Annotated in this window: 16 protein-coding genes; all 16 read left to right on the top strand. The window is 72.8% G+C overall.

Annotated elements, in window-relative coordinates; all coding sequences use genetic code 11:
- Positions 1-16 precede the first annotated feature (16 nt).
- The 16 genes from ACTWQH_RS15055 to ACTWQH_RS14980 all read left to right on the top strand — a co-directional run bounded on the left by ACTWQH_RS15055 (position 17) and on the right by ACTWQH_RS14980 (position 21,537).
- Entirely contained in the window at positions 17-2,656 is a 2,640-nt protein-coding gene (locus ACTWQH_RS15055) for a valine--tRNA ligase (RefSeq protein ID WP_443287026.1), read from the top strand.
- Positions 2,657-2,777: 121 nt separating this feature from the next.
- Positions 2,778-4,292, top strand: coding sequence for a bifunctional tetrahydrofolate synthase/dihydrofolate synthase (folC, locus tag ACTWQH_RS15050; RefSeq protein ID WP_443287025.1), 1,515 nt, complete (start codon positions 2,778-2,780; stop codon positions 4,290-4,292).
- Positions 4,292-4,663, top strand: a complete 372-nt coding sequence (locus tag ACTWQH_RS15045; protein ID WP_443287024.1) for a DUF4233 domain-containing protein — start codon at positions 4,292-4,294, stop codon at positions 4,661-4,663. Before folC ends, ACTWQH_RS15045 begins: the two co-directional genes overlap by 1 nt.
- A gap of 99 nt (positions 4,664-4,762) precedes the next feature.
- Positions 4,763-5,194, top strand: a complete 432-nt coding sequence (gene ndk / locus ACTWQH_RS15040; RefSeq protein ID WP_443287023.1) for a nucleoside-diphosphate kinase — start codon at positions 4,763-4,765, stop codon at positions 5,192-5,194.
- 278 nt (positions 5,195-5,472) lie between these two features.
- A complete protein-coding gene (locus ACTWQH_RS15035) occupies positions 5,473-6,492 on the top strand; it encodes a rod shape-determining protein (protein WP_443287053.1) in 1,020 nt (339 codons plus the stop codon).
- A 162-nt stretch (positions 6,493-6,654) separates the two neighbouring features.
- Entirely contained in the window at positions 6,655-7,647 is a 993-nt protein-coding gene (mreC, locus tag ACTWQH_RS15030) for a rod shape-determining protein MreC (RefSeq protein WP_443287022.1), read from the top strand.
- Positions 7,648-7,658: 11 nt separating this feature from the next.
- Complete coding sequence (gene mreD, locus ACTWQH_RS15025) at positions 7,659-8,390, top strand: rod shape-determining protein MreD (protein ID WP_443287021.1); 732 nt, start codon at positions 7,659-7,661, stop codon at positions 8,388-8,390.
- A gap of 109 nt (positions 8,391-8,499) precedes the next feature.
- Positions 8,500-10,635, top strand: coding sequence for a penicillin-binding protein 2 (mrdA, locus tag ACTWQH_RS15020; protein WP_443287020.1), 2,136 nt, complete (start codon positions 8,500-8,502; stop codon positions 10,633-10,635).
- A gap of 52 nt (positions 10,636-10,687) precedes the next feature.
- The gene (locus tag ACTWQH_RS15015; RefSeq protein WP_443287019.1) at positions 10,688-11,881 is read left to right on the top strand and encodes an FtsW/RodA/SpoVE family cell cycle protein; all 1,194 of its coding nucleotides are present in this window, start codon (positions 10,688-10,690) and stop codon (positions 11,879-11,881) included.
- Between the two features lie 66 nt (positions 11,882-11,947).
- A complete protein-coding gene (locus ACTWQH_RS15010) occupies positions 11,948-13,522 on the top strand; it encodes a CYTH and CHAD domain-containing protein (protein WP_443287018.1) in 1,575 nt (524 codons plus the stop codon).
- Between the two features lie 55 nt (positions 13,523-13,577).
- Positions 13,578-15,503 carry a TIGR03960 family B12-binding radical SAM protein gene (locus tag ACTWQH_RS15005; protein ID WP_443287017.1) on the top strand — a complete coding sequence of 642 codons (1,926 nt, stop codon included), beginning with the start codon at positions 13,578-13,580 and terminating at the stop codon, positions 15,501-15,503.
- 64 nt (positions 15,504-15,567) lie between these two features.
- Positions 15,568-15,789 (top strand): type II toxin-antitoxin system VapB family antitoxin, encoded by a 222-nt coding sequence (locus tag ACTWQH_RS15000; RefSeq protein ID WP_443287016.1) that lies wholly within the window; start codon positions 15,568-15,570, stop codon positions 15,787-15,789.
- Entirely contained in the window at positions 15,786-16,229 is a 444-nt protein-coding gene (locus tag ACTWQH_RS14995; protein ID WP_443287015.1) for a PIN domain-containing protein, read from the top strand. Before ACTWQH_RS15000 ends, ACTWQH_RS14995 begins: the two co-directional genes overlap by 4 nt.
- 60 nt (positions 16,230-16,289) lie before the next feature.
- Positions 16,290-16,844 (top strand): GNAT family N-acetyltransferase, encoded by a 555-nt coding sequence (locus ACTWQH_RS14990; protein ID WP_443287014.1) that lies wholly within the window; start codon positions 16,290-16,292, stop codon positions 16,842-16,844.
- A gap of 104 nt (positions 16,845-16,948) precedes the next feature.
- Positions 16,949-17,698: a TIGR03936 family radical SAM-associated protein gene (locus ACTWQH_RS14985; RefSeq protein ID WP_443287013.1), complete on the top strand. Its 750-nt coding sequence runs from the start codon at positions 16,949-16,951 to the stop codon at positions 17,696-17,698.
- Between the two features lie 200 nt (positions 17,699-17,898).
- The gene (locus ACTWQH_RS14980) at positions 17,899-21,537 is read left to right on the top strand and encodes an Rne/Rng family ribonuclease (protein ID WP_443287012.1); all 3,639 of its coding nucleotides are present in this window, start codon (positions 17,899-17,901) and stop codon (positions 21,535-21,537) included.
- The last annotated feature ends 179 nt before the right edge of the window (positions 21,538-21,716 follow it).

Here is a 21,716-nt window from a genome sequence, read left to right as displayed (position 1 = left end):
CCTTACACTGAGCGCCGTGACCGACAACACTCAGCCGCCCACAGCAGGGCACCACAGCGCCCCCGCAGACCTGCCGACGCAGTACGCGCCGGCCGAGGTGGAGGAGAAGCTGTACGAGCGCTGGGTAGAACGCGGTTACTTCGAGGCGGACGCGAAGAGCGACAAGCCGCCGTACGCGATCGTCATCCCGCCGCCGAACGTCACCGGAAGCCTGCACCTGGGCCACGCCTTCGAGCACACGCTGATGGACGCCGTCACGCGCCGCAAGCGCATGCAGGGGCACGAGACGCTGTGGCAGCCCGGCATGGACCACGCCGGCATCGCCACGCAGAACGTCGTCGAGCGCGAGCTGGCCAAGGAGGGCAAGTCCCGGCACGACCTGGGCCGCGAGGCGTTCGTCGAGCGCGTCTGGCAGTGGAAGGCGGAGTCCGGCGGCCAGATCCAGGGGCAGATGCGGCGGCTCGGCGACGGCGTCGCCTGGTCCCGCGACCGCTTCACCATGGACGAGGGCCTCTCCCGCGCCGTCCAGACCATCTTCAAGCGGCTCTACGACGACGGCCTCATCTACCGCGCCGAGCGCATCATCAACTGGTGCCCGCGCTGCCTCACCGCGATCTCCGACATCGAGGTGGAGTACCAGGAGGACGACGGCGAGCTGGTCTCCCTCAGGTACGGGGACGGCGATGACGCGGTCGTCGTCGCCACCACCCGCGCCGAGACGATGCTCGGCGACACCGCCGTCGCCGTCCACCCCGACGACGAGCGCTACGCCCACCTCGTCGGCAAGCACGTCACGCTGCCGCTGACCGGCCGCACCATCCCCGTCGTCGCCGACGAGCACGTCGACCCGGAGTTCGGGACCGGCGCGGTCAAGGTCACCCCCGCCCACGACCCGAACGACTTCGAGATCGGGCGGCGCCACGACCTGCCGCAGCTCACGATCATGGACGAGCACGCGGTCATCACCGCGCACGGGCCGTTCCAGGGCCTGGACCGCCTGGAGGCGCGCTCCGCCGTCGTCGCCGCGCTGCGCGCCGAGGGCCGCGTCGTCGCCGAGAAGCGCCCCTACCGCCACTCCGTCGGCCACTGCTCCCGCTGCGGCACCACCATCGAGCCGCGCCTGTCGATGCAGTGGTGGGTCAGGGTCGCCCCCCTCGCCAAGGCCGCGGGCGACGCCGTCCGCGACGGCCGGGTCGCCATCCACCCCAAGGAGATGTCCTCCCGGTACTTCGAGTGGGTGGACAACATGCACGACTGGTGCATCTCGCGCCAGCTGTGGTGGGGTCACCGCATCCCCGTCTGGTACGGGCCGGACGGCGAGGTCGTCTGCGTCGGCCCCGACGAGCAGCCGCCCGGCGGCGAGGCCGAGGGCTGGCGCCAGGACCCCGACGTCCTCGACACCTGGTTCTCCTCCGGCCTGTGGCCCTTCTCCACCCTCGGCTGGCCGGACCGCACCGAGGCCTTGGCGCGCTTCTACCCGAACTCCGTCCTGGTCACCGGGTACGACATCCTCTTCTTCTGGGTCGTGAGGATGATGATGTTCGGCCTGTACGCCATGGACGGCGTCGTGCCGTTCCACACCATCGCGCTCCACGGCATGGTCCGCGACCAGTTCGGCAAGAAGATGTCGAAGTCCTTCGGCAACGCGGTCAACCCGCTCGACTGGATGGACGCCTACGGCTCCGACGCCGTCCGCTTCACGCTGGCGCGCGGCGCGAATCCGGGCATCGACGTCCCCATCGGCGAGGACTGGGTCCAGGCGTCGCGGAACTTCGCCAACAAGATCTGGAACGCCACCCGCTTCGCGCTGCTCAACGGCGCCACGGTCTCCGGCCCGCTGCCCGGGGCGGAGGAGCTGTCGGCGTCCGACCGCTGGATCCTCTCCCGCCTCAACTCGGTCATCGCCGAGACCGACGCCTACTACGAGGACTACCAGTTCGCCAAGCTCAGCGACGCGCTCTTCCACTTCGCCTGGGACGAGGTCTTCGACTGGTACGTCGAGCTGTCCAAGCCGGTCTTCGCCGCCGGGGGCCGCCCGGCCGAGGTCGCCCGCCGCGTCCTCGGCGAGGTCCTCGACGTCACGCTGCGGCTGCTGCACCCGGTGATGCCGTTCGTCACCGAGGCGCTGTGGACCACGCTCACCGGCGGCGAGTCCGTCGTGATCGCCGACTGGCCGGGCGACTCCGGATTCCGCGATGCCGCGGCCGAGGCGGAGATCGCCCGCGTCCAGCAACTCGTCACCGAGGTCCGCCGGTTCCGCGCCGACCAGGGCCTCCAGCCGGCCCAGCGGGTCCCGGCCCGCCTCGACCTCGCCGAGGAGACGGGCCTGCCCTCGCACGAGCCCGCGATCCGCGCCCTGCTGCGCCTGACCGAGCCGGGGGAGGGCTTCACCGCCACGGCGACGCTGCCCGTGCCGGGGGCGGTCGTCGCCCTCGACCTCTCCGGCGCGATCGACATCGCGGCCGAGCGGCGGCGGCTGACGAAGGACCTGGCGGCGGCGGAGAAGGAACTGGCGCAGACGACGGCGAAGCTCGGCAACGAGGCGTTCCTCGCGAAGGCGCCGGAGCACGTCGTCGCCAAGATCCGCACGCGCCGCGACACGGCCGAGGCGGACATCGCCCGCATCCGCGAGCAGCTGGACCGCCTCCCGGCGTGAGCGTCCCGGGGCTGCGCCCCGGACCCCGGCACCGCCCACACCCCGGCCGCCCACACCCCGGCACCCACCCGGGGTGGGGCGCGGTCGTCGGCGTCCCCCGCCCGGAACGTAGACTGGCCGGGTGACCGAGCCCGACCGCCGCCGAGAAGATCCCGACGAGTTCGAGGAGATCGTCGCCGCCGAGCAGGACCGCGATCCCGATCTGGCGGCGATCGAGGCGGGCAGCCGCACCCTCCGCGCCCAGGCCGGGGCACGGCCCACCGCCGAGGTCCCCTCCCGCCCCGCCGACCCCGAGACCGACCGCGCCCTGCGCGACGTCGAGACCGAGCTCTCCAAGCGCTGGGGCGAGACCAAGCTCGACCCCTCCGTGGTCCGCATCCGCGCCCTGATGGACGTGCTCGGCGAGCCGCAGCACAGCTTCCCGGCCATCCACGTCACCGGCACCAACGGCAAGACCAGCACCGCCCGCATGATCGAGGCGCTGCTCACCGCCATGGAGCTGCGCACCGGCCGGTACGCCAGCCCGCACCTTCAGTCGATCACCGAGCGCATCAGCCTGGACGGCGCCCCCATCCCGGCCGAGCGGTTCGTCGAGGTCTACGAGGAGGTCAAGCCGTACGTCGAGCTGGTCGACGCCCGCGAGCAGCACCGCCTGTCGTTCTTCGAGGTCCTCACGGGCATGGCGTACGCCGCCTTCGCCGACGCCCCCGTCGACGTGGCGGTCGTCGAGGTCGGCATGGGCGGCACCTGGGACGCCACCAACGTCATCGACGCCCGGGTCGCGGTCGTCACCCCCATCGACCTGGACCACACCAACCGGCTGGGCACCACCCCCGAGCAGATCGCCACCGAGAAGTCCGGCATCGTCAAGCCCGGCGCCACGGTCATCCTCGCCCAGCAGCCCGTCGAGGCCGCCGCCGTGGTGCTCCGCCGCGCGGCCGAGGTCGACGCCACCGTCGCCCGCGAGGGCCTGGAGTTCGGCGTGATGGCCCGCGAGGTCGCGGTGGGCGGCCAGCTCCTCACCCTCCGCGGGCTCGCCGGCGAGTACCCGGACGTCTTCCTGCCGCTGCACGGCGAGCACATGGCGCACAACGCCGCCGTCGCGCTCGCCGCGGTCGAGGCGTTCTTCGGCGTCGGCGCCGACCGGCCCGAGCGCACCCTCGACCCCGAGGTGGTCCGGCAGGCCTTCGCCACCGTCACCTCGCCGGGGCGCCTCGAGGTGGTGCGCACCAGCCCCACGGTGATCCTCGATGCCGCCCACAACCCGGCCGGGGCCCGCGCCACGGCCGCCGCCGTCTCCGAGGCGTTCGGCTTCAGCCGCCTCATCGGCGTCGTCGGCACCAGCGCCGACAAGGACGTGCGTGGCCTGCTGGAGGCGTTCGAGCCGCTGATGGCCGAGATCGTGGTCACGCGGAACTCCTTCCACCGCGCCATGGACGTCGACGAGCTGGCCGGCCTGGCCGTCGAGATCTTCGGCGAGGAGCGGGTCCAGGTCGAGCCGCGCCTCGACGACGCGCTCGACGCCGCCACCGCGCTGGCCGAGGAGGAGCACGAGTACGCCGGCGCCGGCGTGCTGGTGACCGGCTCGGTCATCACCGCCGGCGAGGCCCGCCTGCTGCTGGGCGGTGGCCGCTGATGCGCACCCTCTGCGCCACCACGCTGCTGAGCGAGTTCATCATCATCGGCCTGGCCGCCCTGGTGGCCACGCGGCTGTCCGACGCGTCCACCGGCGCCGTCTGGGCGGTCAGCGGCACGGCCATGGTGCTGTGCCTGCTGTTGTCCGGCCTGGTCGGCCGCCCCGGCACGGTGCCGTTCGGCTGGGCGCTCCAGATCGGCCTCATCGCCAGCGGCTTCGTCGTCCCCGTGATGTTCCTGATCGGCGCCGCCTTCGCCGCGCTGTGGGGCGCCTCCGTCCACTTCGGCGGCCAGGTCGACGCCTTCAGGGCGGCCCACGCCGCGCAGACGGCCGACGCCGACCCCGCCGACTCCGTCGACTCCGCCCCGTGACGCCCTGACCGCCAGGGAGCAAACCCCCTTGCGGTGACCGGCCGCCCCGCCCGATAGGGTGCGTCCCGTCCCTCCCCCCTCTCCCAGGAGTCACCCGCGATGACCGAGCGCCAGCGCACCCTTGTCCTCCTCAAGCCGGACGCGGTCAGCAGGGGTCTGATCGGCGAGATCGTCGGCCGCGTCGAGAGGAAGGCCGGCTGGCGGATCACGGCTCTCGAACTGCGCACCCTCGACCGCGAGACGCTGCGGCAGCACTACGCCGAGCACGCCGGGCGGCCGTTCTACGAGCCGCTGCTGGAGTTCATGTCCTCGGGCCCCAGCGTGGTGATGGCCGTCGAGGGCGAGCGCGTCATCGAGGGGATGAGGGCGCTCGCCGGCGCCACCGACTCCATCGCCGCCGCCCCCGGCTCCATCCGCGGCGACTACGGCACCAGCGTGCGCGAGAACCTCATCCACGCCTCCGACTCCGAGAAGTCCGCCGCGCGCGAGCTGGAGATCTTCTTCCCCAATCTGCCCAGCCTTCCCGGCTGACGCCCCGTCATCCGGCGTTCACTCGGCCGATTGGGCTGCTCCATCCCGGTATGTACAGTCGAACGAGGGAACCCTTCACCCGAACACGACGTCACCATGATGGAGGCCGAGCAGGGTTCCCCCGACAATTGAGGAATGCGGCGCTCCGGCGCTCCGCGCTCGACCGGCCGTGGATACGATGGCATTGCCGCTCACGCGCACGTTCATCGCACACGAGCCGACCTCCCTGCACGCATCGATCCAGCTGGAAGGCCAGATGTTTCTCTATGGCGAACAGTATGTCGTTCATCGGCCGTGACATGGCAGTCGACCTCGGGACGGCCAATACGCTGGTGTACGTCAGGGGTCGCGGCATCGTCCTCAACGAACCGTCGGTCGTCGCCATCAACACCAACACCGGTGGCATTCTCGCGGTCGGCGCCGAAGCGAAGAAGATGATCGGCCGGACCCCCGGCAACATCGTGGCCGTGCGCCCGCTCAAGGACGGCGTCATCGCCGACTTCGAGATCACCGAGCGGATGCTGCGCTACTTCATCCTCAAGATCCACAAACGCCGGTACCTGGCCCGGCCGCGAGTCGTGATCTGCGTGCCCTCCGGCATCACCGGCGTCGAACGCCGCGCCGTGATCGAGGCGTCCACGCAGGCCGGCGCCCGCCAGGTGCACATCATCGAGGAGCCCATGGCAGCCGCCATCGGCTCGGGCCTGCCGGTCCACGAGGCCACCGGCAACATGGTGGTGGACATCGGCGGCGGCACCACCGAGGTCGCCGTGATCTCCCTCGGAGGAATCGTCACAGCGCAGTCGATCCGCGTCGCGGGCGACGAGCTGGACAACGCGATCATCCAGCACATCAAGAAGGAGTACAGCCTTCTGCTGGGCGAGCGCACCGCCGAGAGCATCAAGATCACCATCGGCTCCGCGTACGAGATGGACGCCGACGAGCACACCGAGATCCGCGGCCGCGACCTGGTCAGCGGGCTCCCCAAGACGGTGGTGATCTCCTCCGCCGAGGTCCGCCGGGCCATGGAGGAGCCGGTCAACGCCATCGTGGACGCGGTGAAGACGACGCTCGACAAGTGCCCGCCGGAGCTGTCCGGCGACGTCATGGACCGCGGCATCGTCCTGACCGGCGGCGGCGCGCTGCTGCGCGGCCTGGACGAACGCCTGCGCCGCGAGACCGGGATGCCGATCCACATCGCTGAGGACCCGCTGGACTCGGTCGCGCTCGGCTCCGGCAAGTGCGTGGAGGAGTTCGAGGCACTCCAGCAGGTGCTCGACGCCCAGCCCAGACGGTAGGCGCGGCGGCCCGTGGCGACGCGTCAGGGCCCGGATCCGCCGCGTGGAGGAGGACCGGGGAGACCGGGGACACCAATCCACGCGGCGGATCGCTAGCAGAACAATCCCAACACCCGCGACCCGCACCCACGCTCAGATCCCAGAAAGGCACGGCCGCCGCACGTGAGGGACACCCGAGAGAGCCGGCTGCTTCTCATCCTGCTGGTATCCATCGCATTCGCGCTGATCACGGTGGATATGCGCAGCGGAGAGGACTCCCCGCTCGACGGAGCCCGGGAGGCGGCCGCCGAGGTCTTCGGCCCGATCGAGGAGGGCGTCGCCTCAGGCGTCGACCCGGTGGCCAACGCCATAGCGGCCGTCCGCGAGTCCGGCGACCGGCACGACCGGATCAGCCGGCTGGAGGAGGAGAACGCCGAGCTGCGGATGGAGCTGGGCAGCGAGTCCTTCCGCGACTCCCGGATGGACCAGGTCGAGGAGCTGCTGGGCACGGCCGGCGCCGGGCAGTACGGCATCGTCGGCGCCCAGGTCATCGCCATCGGCGCCTCCCAGGGCTTCTCCTGGACCGTCACCATCGACGTGGGCAGCGAGGACGGCGTCTCCGAGGACATGACCGTCCTCAACGGCGACGGCCTCGTCGGCCGCGTCACCACCGTCGGCCCGGGCACCGCCACCGTGCTGCTGGCCAACGACCCGAGCTTCACCGTCGGCACCCGGCTGGAGGGCACCGAGGAGATCGGCTTCGCCAACGGCCGCGGCGACAACACCCTCGACGTCGAGCTGCTCAACCACCAGGCCGAGGTCAAGGTCGGCGACCGGATGGTCACCTACGGCTCGCAGAACAACGAGCCGTTCGTCCCCGGCGTGCCGGTCGGCGAGGTGGTGAGCGTGGACCGCAGCGCAGGGGACCTGACCCGCACCGTCGAGGTCCGCCCCTACGCGGCGTTCACCCAGCTCGACATCGTCGGCGTCGTCATCCAGCCGCCGAACGACAACCCGCGCGACATGGTGCTGCCGCCCATCCCCGAGGACCGCGACCCCTCGCCGCAGCCCTCCGCGGAGCCGCAGGCGCGGCGTAACGCCGGGGCCGGCCAGGATGCCGCGGACACGGACACGGACACGGACGCCGACGCCGACGACCCCGCCACCAGGAACTGAGGAGCTGACCGATGCGCCTGTCCCGCACCGTGCTCGCCACCCTCCTCGCGATCGTGGCGCTGGTCCTCCAGGTCACCGTGCTGGCCCGCCTCCAGCTGCCCGGCGCCGTCCCCGACCTCCTCCTGCTGACCGTCCTCGCCCTCGCCCTGGTCTACGGGCACGTCGGCGGCGCGCTGACCGGCTTCTTCGCCGGGCTGCTCGCCGACCTCGCGCCGCCCGCCGACCACGCCGTGGGCCGGTACGCCCTGGTGCTGTGCGTCATCGGGTACGCCGCCGGGCTCACCAAGCCCGAGACGGGCCAGCACCGCTCGGCCACCGTGCCGATGCTGGTCGTGGCCTGCGGCGCGGCCAGCTCCACCCTGCTCTACGCCGGCGTCGGCGCCCTCGTCGGCGACACCGCCGCCCGCGACGTGGGCCTGTCCAGCCTGCTGTTCACCGCCACCATCTACGACCTGCTGCTCGCCCCGTTCACCGTGCCGCTGATCATGGGCCTGGCCAGGAAGCTGGAGAGCGATCCGCTGGCCGGCGAGAGCAGCTCGGGCTCGGCGGCGGGCGGCGAGGCCGCCGTCGCCTGGCTCGGCTCCGGCACCGGGCTGCGGATGCGCGGCCGCAGCCGCAGCCGCAGCCGCGCGCCCCGCCGCAGCCGCTACGGACGGGCCGGCGGCAGCGCCTCTCGCTCCACACTGCTCAGCCGCTCCGCCCGCGGCCGGGCCGGACGCATCAAGGGGGTCAAGCGATTGTGAGCGACGCACGCGCGGCCACCCGGCCGCAGACGACACTGAAGCCGCACCTTCGCCGCGCGGGCGGCTGTATCGATAGCCGCTGCCGCGGCGGGGCGAACGGGGAAGCGCTGTGACGAACATCCCGGAGACCGGCAGGACATCCCGGATCACCATCAGGCTCGTCGTCATCCAGATACTCGTCTTCTCGCTGCTGCTCACCCTCGGCGGCCGGCTGTGGTACCTGCAGATCAGACAAGGCGAGGAGTTCGCGGAGGAGGCCACCGGCAACCACGTCCAGCAGGTCGTGCAGCCGGCCGTGCGCGGGGCGATCCTGGACGCGCGCGGCGTTCCCATCGCGGACAACGAGACACGCCTGGTCGTCACCGCCGACCGCACCGAGCTGCTGCGGCAGCCGGACGACGGCGCGGCCGTCCTCGCCGACCTCGCGGAGCTGCTCGGCATGAAGGTCGAGGAGGTCACCAACCAGGTGCGGCTGTGCGACTCCGAGACCCCGCAGCCCTGCTGGAACGGCTCGCCCTACCAGCCCATCCCGATCACCGACGAGGCCACCACGCAGCAGGCACTGCAGATCCGCGAGCGCGCCGAGGACTTCCCAGGCATCACCGCGGAGCCCACCGCCGTGCGCCGCTACCCCTCGCCGTACGGCGCGACCACCTCCCAGGTGCTGGGGTACCTCGGCCCGGTCACCGACGAGGAGGTCGCCGCCTCCGAGAACGGCGACTCGCCGCTGCTGCGTTCCGACCAGATCGGCCGCTCGGGCCTGGAGAATTTCTACGACAGCTGGCTGCGCGGCGAGGCGGGCGTCACCGACTACGAGGTGGACCGGTTCGGCCGGGTGCTGGACGAGTCCGTCAGCCAGGCCCCGCAGGCCGGGTCGAGCGTCGTCACCAGCATCGACTCGCGCGTCCAGGCCGTCGTCGAGAACGAGCTGCGGAGCGCCATCGAGTTCGCCCGCACCGAGCACGACGACATCACCGGCCGCGACTACGAGGCCGACTCCGGCGCCGCCATCGTGCTGGAGAACGACACCGGCCGCGTGGTGGCGATGGCGTCGTACCCGGACTACGACCCCAACGTGTGGGTCGGCGGCATCTCCACCGCCGACTACGCCCGGCTGACCGGCGAGGACGCCAACGACCCGCTGCTCAACCGCGCCATCCAGGGGCAGGGCCCCTCCGGCTCCACCTTCAAGGTGGTCTCCGCCACCGCCGCGGTTAACGCCGGCTTCGACTGGGACAGCACCTACAACTGCGGCTCCTCCTACAACATCGGCGGCCAGTCCTTCGACAACTTCGAGTCCTCGGCGTACGGCCCGATCACCCTGGCCCAGGCGATCGAGGTCTCCTGCAACACCGTCTTCTTCGGCATCGCCCACCAGATGTGGCAGGACGACGGCGGGATAGAGCCCGTGAAGAACCCGGACGACTGGCTGTTCGAGACCGCCCACGGCTTCGGCCTCGGCAAGCCGACCGGCATCGACCTGCCCGACGAGGCGTCGGGCCGCATCCCCGACCGCGAGTGGAAGCAGGACTACTGGGAGACCAACAAGGACACCTGGTGCGAGATCGCCGACTCCGACCGGCAGGACTACGAGGCGCAGGTCGCCCGCGAGAACTGCACGGAGGGCATGCGGATGCGTGCCGGTGACATGCTGAACTTCTCGATCGGCCAGGGCGACGTGCTGGTCACCCCCATCCAGCTCGCCACCATCTACGCCGCCATCGGCAACGGCGGCACCCTGTACGAGCCGACGGTCGGCAAGGCCGTCGTCAGCCCGGACGGGCGGCGGGTGGAGGAGATCGCGCCCACCGTGGCCGGTCAGCTCCCGACCGACGACGGCACCATCCGCGACCTCCAGGCCGCCACCCAGTCCGTGGTCGAGACCGGCAGCGCCGACTGGCGGTTCCTCGGATGGCCGCAGGACGAGATCCCGCTGCACGCCAAGACCGGCACGGCCGAGGGGTACGGCGACCAGCAGACCGACTCCTGGCTGGCGACGTTCTCCGACGAGTACACCGTGGTGATGACGATCTCCCAGGCCGGCACCGGCTCCGGCGCCTCCGGCCCGTACGTGCGCAACATCTACGAGGCGCTGTACGGCGTCGGCGAGGACGGCTCGATCCACGAGGACCGCGCGCTGCTGCCCGAGCCGCAGCGGCAGCTCCCCGAGATCGACGAGACCGGCACGATCGTGCCCCAGCGCGACGAGGACTTCGACGTGAACCTCACCTCGGAGACACAGTAGCGGCCGGCGGCGGAGCAGAGCGGCGGACCACGGAGCGGCGGAACAGAGAGCGATGAGCGTCCACACCCTGACCATCGACCGGCGCCTCGGGCCCGACCGCGGCGCCTGGCGCCGGCTCATAGCCCGCGACTCGCTGCTCCGCCGCGTCGACTGGCTCCTGCTGCTGGCCGCCACGGCCCTGTCGGTGATGGGCTGCCTGCTGGTGTGGTCCGCCACCCGCAACCGCGACGACATCAACAACGGCGACCCGCAGTTCTTCCTGGTCCGGCAGATCATCAACCTCGGCGTCGGCGTCGTCCTGACCGCCGCCGTGATGTGGCTCGGCCACCACCGGCTGCGCAGCGGCGTTCCCGTCTACTACGCCTTCTCGATCCTCGCGATCCTGGCGGTCTACAGCCCGCTCGGCACGGAGATCAACGGCCAGCGCGCGTGGCTGGCGATCGGCAGCTACACCCTGCAGCCCGGCGAGTTCGCCAAGCTCGGGATCATCCTCGCCATGGCGCTGGTCCTCGCCGCCCAGGTCGATGCCGGGGACCGCGTCTACCCGGGGGCGCGGGCCGTGATCCAGGCGCTCGCCCTGGCCGCCGTGCCGCTCGCCATCGTCGTCGTCGACGACATGGGCATGGCCATGGTGATATCCGTCGTCATCCTCGGCGTACTGCTCGCCTCCGGCGCCGCGCTCGGCTGGTCCATCGGCCTGATCGTGGCGGGCGCGGCGGGCGCCGTGCTGGTGTGGGCGCTCGGCATCCTCGACCAGTACCAGCTCGACCGCTTCGGCGCCTTCGTCAACCCCTCCCTCGACCCGGCCGGGGCCGGATACAACACCAACCAGGCCAGGATCGCCATCGGCTCGGGCGGCCTGTTCGGCAAGGGCCTCTTCCAAGGCACCCAGACCACCGGCCAGTTCGTGCCCGAGCAGCAGACCGACTTCATCTTCACCGTCGCCGGGGAGGAGCTCGGCTTCGTCGGCGCGGGCGCCATCGTCCTGCTGATCGGCATCGTGCTCTGGCGCGCCCTGCGTATCGCCCGCGGCGCCTCCGACCTGTACAGCACGATCATCGCCGCGGGTATCGTCGCCTGGTTCGCCTTCCAGTGCTTCGAGAACATCGGCATGGCCCTGGGCATCATGCCCGTCGCCGGGGTGCCGCTGCCGTTCCTCTCCTACGGCGGCACCTCGATGTTCGCCTCCTGGATAGCCATCGGCCTGCTCCAATCGGTACGCATGAAACGCCCCCTCTCCGCCTGAGTATCCTGTTGGTAAACGACCCGTGTATGGAATGTGGACGCGGGTCGATTGCTGAGGGAGGCCAGCATGGGGACCGCGACGGCTCTGAGGAGCAGCACCGAGACCGAGCGGAAGTACGAGACCGCCGCCTCCCCGCCCCCCGACCTGACCGCCGCCCTCACCACCGCCCTCGCCGGCGCAGGGCCCGTCGCCACCCTCCGCGAGCGCGACACCGCGCACCTGGAGGCCGTGTACTACGACACCCCGGGCCGGCGCCTGGCCGCCGACGGCATCACGCTGCGCCGCCGCACCGGCGGCGACGACGCCGGCTGGCACCTCAAGCTCCCCCTCGCCGACGGCGTCAGGGAGGAGATCCACGCCCCCCTCGGCGCCACGCTTCCCAAGTCGCTCGCCGGCCTGGTCCGCTCCCGGATCCGCCGCGAGGAGCTTCTCCCCCTCCTCACGCTGCGCACCGAGCGCGACCGGCGCGACCTGCTCGACGCCGGCGGCCGGGTGCTCGCCGAGCTCGCCGTCGACCGGGTCACGGCCGAGCGCGTGGAACCCGTCCCCGACCACGCCGATGACGGGGAGGCCCTCGAGGAGGTCACCTCCGCGCCCGCCGAACACACCGCGCGCTGGACCGAGATCGAGGTCGAGCTGGCCGACGGCGCCGACCCCGGCGTTCTCGACGCCGTGGAGGAACGCCTCGCCGACGCCGGCCTGGCCCGCTCCGCCCACCCCTCCAAGCTGCGGCGCGCCCTCGCCGAGACCGGCGCCGAGCCGGCGGCCCGCCGCGTCCTCACGCTGCCCGCCGGGACCGCCGGCGCCCACGTGCTGGCGTACGCCCGCCGCCAGCTGCGCGCCCTCGTCGAGCTCGACCCCGCCGTGCGCCGCGAACAGCCCGACGCCGTCCACCAGATGCGCGTCGTCACCCGCCGCCTCCGCTCCTGCTTCCGCACCTTCTCCACCGTCTGGCACCCCGGCGTCACCGGGAGCCTCGCCGACGGGCTGCGCTGGCTCGCCGCCGAACTCGGCGCCGACCGCGACCGCGAGGTGCTGGCCGACCGCCTCGGCGCCCGCGTCGCCGAGCTGCCCTCCCAGCTCCGGCGCGGCCCCCTCCAGCGGCGCCTGCACACGGTCACCCGCACCCACCGCGCCGGCACCCGCAAGAGCCTGCTCGCCGTGCTCGACAGCGAGAAGTACCTCGCCCTCCTCGACGCCCTGGACGCCGCCCTCATCGACGGCTGCCGAATGCGCAAGGGCGCCAGGCGGCCCGCCCGCGAGGAACTCGACGAAGCCGTACGCCGCGACCGGCGGCGGCTGGTCGCCCGCGTCGACGCCGCCCTCGCCCTGCCGCCCGGCCCGGAGCGCGACGCCGCCCTCCACACGGCGCGCAAGGCCGCCAAGCGCGCCCGGTACGCCGCCGAGGCTTCCCGCAAGGCCCTCGGCAAGCCCGCCAAGGCCCAGATAGCCCGGTTCACCGAGGTGCAGCAGGTGCTCGGCGAGCACCAGGACAGCGTGATGGCCCGCGAGGCGCTGCTGCGGATCGCGAGCGTGGCGCAGCGGGCGGGCGAGCCGTCCTTCAGCTACGGCGTGCTGCACGAGCGCGAGGCCGCGCTGGCGGCTGCCAGCGAGGAGACCCTGGCGCGGCTGCCGATCTGAGCACGCTCTGAACACCCTCTGAGCCAGCGGCTGCCAGCGAGTAGGCTGACTGCTTATGCCTGTCGAATCGGTCTTCCCGCGCCTGGAGGCCCTCCTCCCGCACGTCCAGAAGCCGATCCAGTACGTCGGCGGGGAGCTCAACTCCACCGTCAAGGACTGGGACGCCTGCGATGTCCGCTGGGCGTTGATGTATCCGGACGCGTACGAGGTGGGGCTGCCCAACCAGGGCGTCATGATCCTCTACGAGGTGCTGAACGAGCGCGAGGGCGTCCTCGCCGAGCGCACCTACAGCGTCTGGCCGGACCTCGAGCGGCTGATGCGCGAGCACGGCGTCCCGCAGTTCACGGTGGACGCCCACCGCCCCGTCGGCGCCTTCGACGTGCTCGGCGTCTCCTTCGCCACCGAGCTCGGCTACACCAACCTGCTGGCCGCCCTCGACCTGGCCGGCATCCCGCTGGACGCCAAGGACCGCACCGACGACCACCCGCTGGTCATCGCCGGCGGCCACGCGGCGTTCAACCCCGAGCCCATCGCCGGCTTCATCGACGCCGCCGTCATCGGCGACGGCGAGCAGGCCGTGCTGGAGATCACCGAGCTGATCCGCGCCTGGAAGCGCGAGGGCCGCCCGGGCGGCCGCGAGGGGCTGCTGCTGCGCCTGGCCGGGACCGGCGGGGTGTACGTGCCCGGCTTCTACGACGTGGAGTACCTGCCCGACGGCCGCATCTCCCGCGTCGTGCCGAACCGCTCCGGGGTGCCCTGGCGCGTCGCCAAGCACACCGTGATGAACCTCGACGAGTGGCCGTACCCGAAGAAGCCCCTCGTGCCGCTCGCCGAGACCGTGCACGAGCGGATGTCGGTGGAGATCTTCCGGGGCTGCACCCGCGGCTGCCGCTTCTGCCAGGCGGGCATGATCACCCGCCCGGTGCGGGAGCGCTCGATCACCGGCATCGGCGAGATGGTCGAGAAGGGCCTCAGGTCCACCGGCTTCGAGGAGGTCGGGCTGCTGTCGCTGTCCTCCGCCGATCACAGCGAGATCGCCGACATCACCAGGGGCCTGGCCGACCGGTACGAGGACGAGAAGGTGGGCCTGTCGCTGCCCTCCACCCGGGTCGACGCCTTCAACATCGACCTCGCCAACGAGCTCACCCGCAACGGCCGCCGCTCCGGCCTGACCTTCGCCCCCGAGGGCGGCAGCGAGCGGATCCGCAAGGTGATCAACAAGATGGTGACGGAGGAGGACCTGATCCGCACCGTCGCCACCGCGTACGGCAACGGCTGGCGGCAGGTGAAGCTCTACTTCATGTGCGGCCTGCCGACCGAGACCGACGAGGACGTCCTCCAGATCGCGGAGCTGGCCACGAAGGTCATCGCCAAGGGCCGCGAGGTCTCCGGCGCCAACGACATCCGCTGCACCGTCTCCATCGGCGGCTTCGTGCCCAAGCCGCACACCCCCTTCCAGTGGGCCCCGCAGCTCTCGGCGGAGGAGACCGACGCCCGCCTGGCCAGGCTGCGCGACGCCATCCGCGCGGACAAGCGGTACGGCCGCTCCATCGGCTTCCGCTACCACGACGGCAAGCCCGGCGTCGTCGAGGGCCTCCTCTCGCGCGGCGACCGCCGGATCGGCGACGTCATCCGCGCCGTGTACGAGGCGGGCGGGCGCTTCGACGGCTGGCGCGAGTATTTCTCGTACGAGCTCTGGATGGAGTGCTCGAAGCCAGCTCTTGATATATGCGGCGTGGACGTCGATTGGTATACGACGCGCGAGCGCGGCCACGAGGAGGTGCTCCCCTGGGACCACCTCGACTCCGGCCTCGACAAGGACTGGCTCTGGGAGGACTGGCAGGACGCCCTCGACGAGACCGAGGTCGGGGACTGCCGCTGGAACCCCTGCTTCGACTGCGGCGTATGCCCGCAGATGGGGACGGACATCCAGATCGGCCCCACGGGCAAGAAGCTGCTGCCGCTGACGGTGATCACGTAATCGCACGATCGGGTGATGTGCAGGAATGTTTCTGCGCTGAGGTGCCGCGTATATCGTGGTGCGCATGTCCAAGACCGTGATCGACATCGATGACGAGGCACTGGCGGACGCGGCGGAGATCCTGGGCACCAGGACGAAGAAGGACACCGTCAACGCCGCCCTGCGGGAGACGGGCGCGCGCGCCCGCCGCCGGCGGGCCCTGGAGGAGCTGACCAGGATGGCGGAGGACGGCGCCTTCGACGCCCTGCTCGGCCCGCCCCCCGAGGCGGGGAGCGGCGCCCGGTGACCGCGACCAGTCCCAGCCCCAGCCCCGAGCAGTACCTCATCGATGCCTCGGCCCACGCCCGCATCCTGCGCCCCCGGCTCCGCGAGCGCTGGGAGGAGGATCTGGAGGCCGGGCGGGTCGCCCTCTGCGAGCCCACCGAGATCGAGATCCTGCGCGCCGCGCGTTCGCACCAGGAGCTCACGGCGTTCGCCCGGCACCTGGGCGGCCTCTACGCCCGCATCCCCGTGCCCGAGCAGGCCTGGCAGGAGCTGACCCGCCTCCAGCTCGCCCTGTCGGAGAACGGCTGCCACCGCTCCGCCGGCCTGGGGCAGCTGCTCGTCGCGGCGACCGCCCGCCACCACCAGCTCACCGTCCTGCACTACGACGCCGCCTTCGAGACCCTCGCCGAACACGCCGGCCTCCGGACCCGCTGGCTCGCCGCGCCCGGCAGCGCCGACTGACGCCGGACGGGGCGCCGAATCCGGTGGCCCGGGACCCGGCACCCGGCGGAGAATGGGCCGATGCCGGAGCTGATCCCACCCACCATCGCCGTCCACGCCTCCTTCCTCGACGCGGTCAAGGAGTTCCAGTCCGAGGGGCGGGGCCTGACCGGGGACGACTCGATGCTGGGATGGGACATCAGCCGCTTCGGCGCGCGGTGGCAGGACCCCGAGGCCTTCGCCGAGTACGTCGAGAGCGTCCGGGCCCAGGCCAGGGAGGACGGCCCCCGGCCGGAGGGCTGGGTGCCGACCACCACCCTCTGGTACGTCGAGGGCGAGCGGCGCGAGACCTTCCTCGGCCGCCTCTCCATACGCCACCGCTTGACGCCCCGGCTGCTGGAGTGGGGCGGCCTCATCGGCTACGACGTACGCCCCTCCGCCCGCCGCCGCGGCCATGCCACATCCATGCTCCGCGCCGCCCTCCCCGTCGCCCGCGACCTGGGCCTCGACCCCGTGCTGCTCACCTGCGACCACGACAACGTGGCCTCCCGCAAGGTCATCGAGGCGAACGGAGGAGTCTTCGAGGATCGGAGAGGGGACAAGCTGCGCTACTGGATTCGCACCGAAGGCACGTAACCTGGAAGACAAGCAACGGCCCGCTCAGCCGGGCCCCGGGTTCGTACAAGGGACGAAAGACACTGGGCAAGCGACAACCCGCAGGTCCGCCGCCTGCGCCCACGGTGCAGCGGATCAGGCTGCGCTACGCCAAGCGTGGCCGCCTGCGGTTCACCAGTCACCGCGACTTCCAGCGTGCCTTCGAGCGCGCGCTGCGGCGGTCGGAGGTGCCCATGGCGTACTCCGCGGGGTTCACCCCCCATCCCCGGGTCTCCTACGCGGGCGCCGCACCCACCGGCACCGCCAGCGAAGCGGAGTACCTGGAGATCGCCCTGGCGCAGCCGCGCGACCCCGAGACGCTGCGGGCGCGGCTGAACGAGTCGCTGCCGCCCGGCCTCGATGTCGTCGAGGCCGTCGAGGCCCGCACCCCCGACTTCGCCGAATCGCTGCAGGCCTCCCACTGGGAGCTGCGGCTCGACGGCGTCGACCCGGCGGAGGCGGAACGCGCCGTGCGCGCCTTCCTCGCCGCCGGCAGCGTCGCGGTGCGCCGCCAGACCAAGAAGGGCATCCGCACCTTCGACGCCAGGGCCGCCGTGGCCCGGCTCACGGTCACGGCGGGCGGGTCCGATGGGCCCGAGGCACGCCCTTGTGCGATACTGCGCCTGGTAGTACGGCATCTCACCCCTGCCGTGCGACCCGACGACGTCCTGTCCGGTCTCCGAGCTACGGCCGACCTGGCGCCGCCGGTCCCCGTAGCGGTGACCAGGCTGGCGCAGGGGCCGCTCGATGAGGAGACCGGCACGGTGACCGATCCGTTCGCGCCCGACCGCGACGCTGCCCAGCGGACCGCGGCGGTGCCGGAGATCGCCGTCTAGCGATGCCGTTGCTGCGCCACCGACTGTCCGGGGCCCAAGAGCCACTCGGGTCCGGCCGTGCCGGTCGGCGCATCGACCAGAAGACTTTCGCCGTAGCCGGGCCGAGACAGGGCCGGAACCGGTGAGCGACACGACAGCTCCCGAGCGGCGCCCGCCCACAGCGGCGTGGCGCCCGGGAGCGTGACGGGAGAACCGCCCGCATGCAAGAGCCCAACCAGCCGTCCGAGACAAGGACACCGGACGGCGACAACAACACACCGAGTGACACCCTGCCCCCGCGCCGCCGCCGTCGCGTGGCGAGCAGCCCGGCAGGGCCACCGGTCACCGCGAACGGTAACGACACAACCACAGAACCGACGGTAACGATCGAAAGGCCCGCCCCCACCGCGAGCGCCGCGAGCGCCGCGGAGGCGGCGAGCGAGGGTACGCCCGTGCCCGCCCCCGAGCCCGTGCCGGCGCGCAAGCGCCGTCGCGCGACGCGCGCCGCGTCCGGCCCGGCTGCGGCGGCCGAGCCGGAGTCTGCCGAAGCGCCTGCCCCTGCGGTGAGCGAGGTCACGCCCGGGGCCGAGGTGGCCGAGGCCGCCCCGGCATCCGAGCCGGAGCCGGAGCCCGTGCCGGCGCGCAGGCGCCGCCGTGCGACGCGCGCCGCGTCCGAGGCGACCGTGCCCGACGCCGCCCCGGAGCCCGAGCAGCCCGAGACGCCGCGCCGGCGCCGCCGCGCCACGCGGTCGGCAGCCGCGCCGGAGCCCGCCGCGGCATCCGTCGCCGCTGCCGCGCCCGAGCCCGGACCCGAGGAGACCGCCGAGTCCGCCGCGACCACGGAGGCGGCCGAGCCCCCGGTGGTGCCCGTGACCCCTGCCGTGCCCGCGGCCCCCACGGTCGTCTTCCAGGCCCCGGTCTTCCAGGCGCCCATGTTCCAGACCCCTGAGCGCGCCGCGGCGGAGGCCGCCGACTACGCCGAGGACCTGGAGGACGCGGACGAGGATCTCGACCGCGAGGAGCTGCCCGAGGACGGCGAGGACGGCGAGGACGGCGAGGAGGAGGCGGAGTACGCCGACGAGGCGGCCGCCCGGGACGAGGGCCCGCAGCCGTCCGAGGACGACGAGACCGCCGAGGCCGAACGCCCCTCCCGCCGCAGGCGGCGCGGCGGACGCCGCCGCCGTCGCGGGGAGACCGCCGAGAAGGCGGCCGAGGCCGTCGCGGGCCAGCCGCGTCCGGCCGCCGAGCCCGGGCCCGAGGCGGGGCACGCGGAGGCCGAGTCCGCCGCCGAGCGGGCGGCGGGCGAGCCGCAGGAGCCGAGGGACCAGGAGCAGGGCGAGGAGCCCGAGCAGGAGGCCGCCGAGGACGGCGCCGCGGCCGGCACCTCCCGGCGTCGCCGCCGCCGTCGCCGCCGCAGCGGCGAGGCCGCCGAGGCCGCCCCCGCCACCACCGCCGACGACCCGGCGCGCACCGTCGTCAAGGTCCGCGAGCCGCGCCGGAAGCGTGACCGCGAGGAGACCGAGGCCGGCGACGGCGTGCAGGCCATCAAGGGCTCGACCCGCCTGGAGGCCAAGAAGCAGCGCCGCCGCGAGGGCCGCGAGCAGGGCCGCCGCCGGGTGCCGATCATCACCGAGGCCGAGTTCCTGGCCCGCCGCGAGTCCGTCGAGCGGCACATGGTGGTGCGGCAGAGCGGCGAGCGCACCCAGATCGCCGTGATGGAGGACGGCGTTCTCGTCGAGCACTTCGTCAACCGCGAGCAGAACACCTCCTACGTCGGCAACGTCTACCTCGGCAAGGTGCAGAACGTGCTGCCCTCGATGGAGGCGGCGTTCGTCGACATCGGCAAGGGCCGCAACGCCGTGCTCTACGCCGGCGAGGTCAACTTCGAGGCCCTCGGCCTCGGCAGCGGCCCGCGCCGCATCGAGAGCGCGCTGAAGTCGGGCCAGCCGGTCCTCGTCCAGGTCACCAAGGACCCCATGGGCCACAAGGGCGCCCGGCTGACCAGCCAGATCTCCCTCCCCGGCCGCTACCTTGTCTACGTCCCCGAGGGGTCGATGACCGGCATCAGCCGCAAGCTGCCGGACACCGAGCGGGCCCGGCTGAAGCAGATCCTCAAGCAGATCGTCCCGGACGACGCCGGCGTCATCGTGCGCACGGCGGCGGAGGGCGCCAGCGAGGAGGAGCTGACCCGCGACGTCGAGCGGCTGCGGGCGCAGTGGGAGGAGATCCAGAAGAAGGCGAAGAAGGGCAACGCCCCCGCGCTGCTGTACGGCGAGCCGGACATGACCGTGCGCGTCGTGCGCGACATCTTCAACGAGGACTTCTCGAAGGTCATCGTCAGCGGCGACGACGCCTGGGAGACCATCCACGGCTACGTGGGCCACGTCGCGCCCGACCTGGCGCAGCGGCTGGAGAGGTGGACCTCGGAGGTGGACGTCTTCGCCACCTACCGGATCGACGAGCAGCTGATGAAGGCCCTGGACCGGAAGGTGTGGCTGCCCAGCGGCGGCTCGCTGGTGATCGACCGGACCGAGGCCATGGTCGTCATCGACGTGAACACCGGCCGCTTCACGGGCCAGGGCGGGAACCTCGAGGAGACGGTCACCCGCAACAACCTGGAGGCCGCCGAGGAGATCGTCCGGCAGCTGCGGCTGCGGGACCTGGGCGGCATCATCGTGATCGACTTCATCGACATGGTGCTGGAGTCCAACCGCGAGCTGGTGCTGCGGCGACTGCTGGAGTGCCTGGGCCGGGACCGCACCAAGCACCAGGTGGCCGAGGTCACCTCGCTGGGCCTGGTGCAGATGACCCGCAAGCGGGTCGGGCAGGGGCTGCTGGAGTCGTTCTCCGAGTCGTGCGTGCACTGCAACGGGCGCGGCGTGATCGTGCACATGGACCAGCCGCACGTCCACGCCGGTGCCGGCGGGGGCAAGCGCTCGCGGCGCAAGGGGAAGGCCGCCGCGGCGGTGGAGGCGCCGCCGGTCGAGCCGGTGGCGGCCGAGCCCGAGTCGGCGGTCGAGCCCGAACCCGAGGTGGAGCCCGTCGCGGCGGTCGAGCCCGAGCCCGCGGCCGAGGCGGCGCCCGCTCCTGAGCCCGAGCCCGAGCCCCGGGGGCGTCGCCGCCGCCGGGTCGCCCGCAAGGTGACCGCGCCGGCGGGCCCGCCGAAGGCCGCCGAGCCCGAGGTCGAGGTCGAGGCGGAGCCCGTCGCGGCGACGGTCGCCGCGGCCGAGGCAGCGCCCGAGCCCGCCACGGAGCCGGCCCCCGAGCCCGCGCCCGAGCCCGAGCCCGCCGCCGAGGAGGCCGCGACGCCGTCCCGGTCCCGCCGTCGGGGCACCCGCAAGGTCAGCGCCCCGGCCGGTTCGCCGAAGGCCGCGGAGCCGGCGGTCCTCGTGATCGCCTCGGGCGAGCAGCCCGAGGAGCCCCAGCCCGCGCCGGAGCCGGCCCCGGAGCCGGAGCCGCAGCCCGCGGCGGAGGCCGTGCCCGAGACGGCGCAGGCCGAGGCCCGGGCCCAGGCCGTCGCGGAGGCCGCCGCGCAGCCGCCCGCCCCGTCGGCGGCCCGGCCGCGCCGCCGCCGCGTCTCCGTGCCCGCGGGTTCGCCCGAGGGCGCCTCGGAGGCGCCGGTCACGGTGGTCGCCCCGGCCCCCGCCGCGAAGAAGGCGGTGAAGAAGGCCGCCAAGAAGACGGCCAAGAAGGCGCCGGCGAAGAAGGCCACCGCGAAGAAGGCCGCCAAGAAGGCGGTGGCGAAGAAGACCGTGGCGAAGAAGACCGCCGCCAAGAAGGGCGCGGCCAAGAAGCCCACGGCCACGGCCGCCGCCGAGCAGCAGCAGCCGCCCTCGGTCTCCGCCTCCGCCGAGGAGTGAGGGCCGCACCGTGAGCGGAGGGCGCCGAGCGGCCGGTCGCCAATTTGACCGGCTTCTCGGCGCCTCCGTATTGTTGACCGTCGGCGTGTCCGCGGACAGGGCACGCCCAGCCCCCGAGCATCCGCCTCCCGCCGCAGCCGCAGTCCGTCTGCGGGCTCGCTGCGGGAGAGGCCGGGCCG

It is taken from the genome of Streptomyces sp. 6N223 (assembly GCF_052246635.1).
Taxonomy (GTDB): Bacteria; Actinomycetota; Actinomycetes; order Streptomycetales; family Streptomycetaceae; genus Streptomyces.
This window is presented reverse-complemented; position numbering and strand designations above follow the sequence as displayed.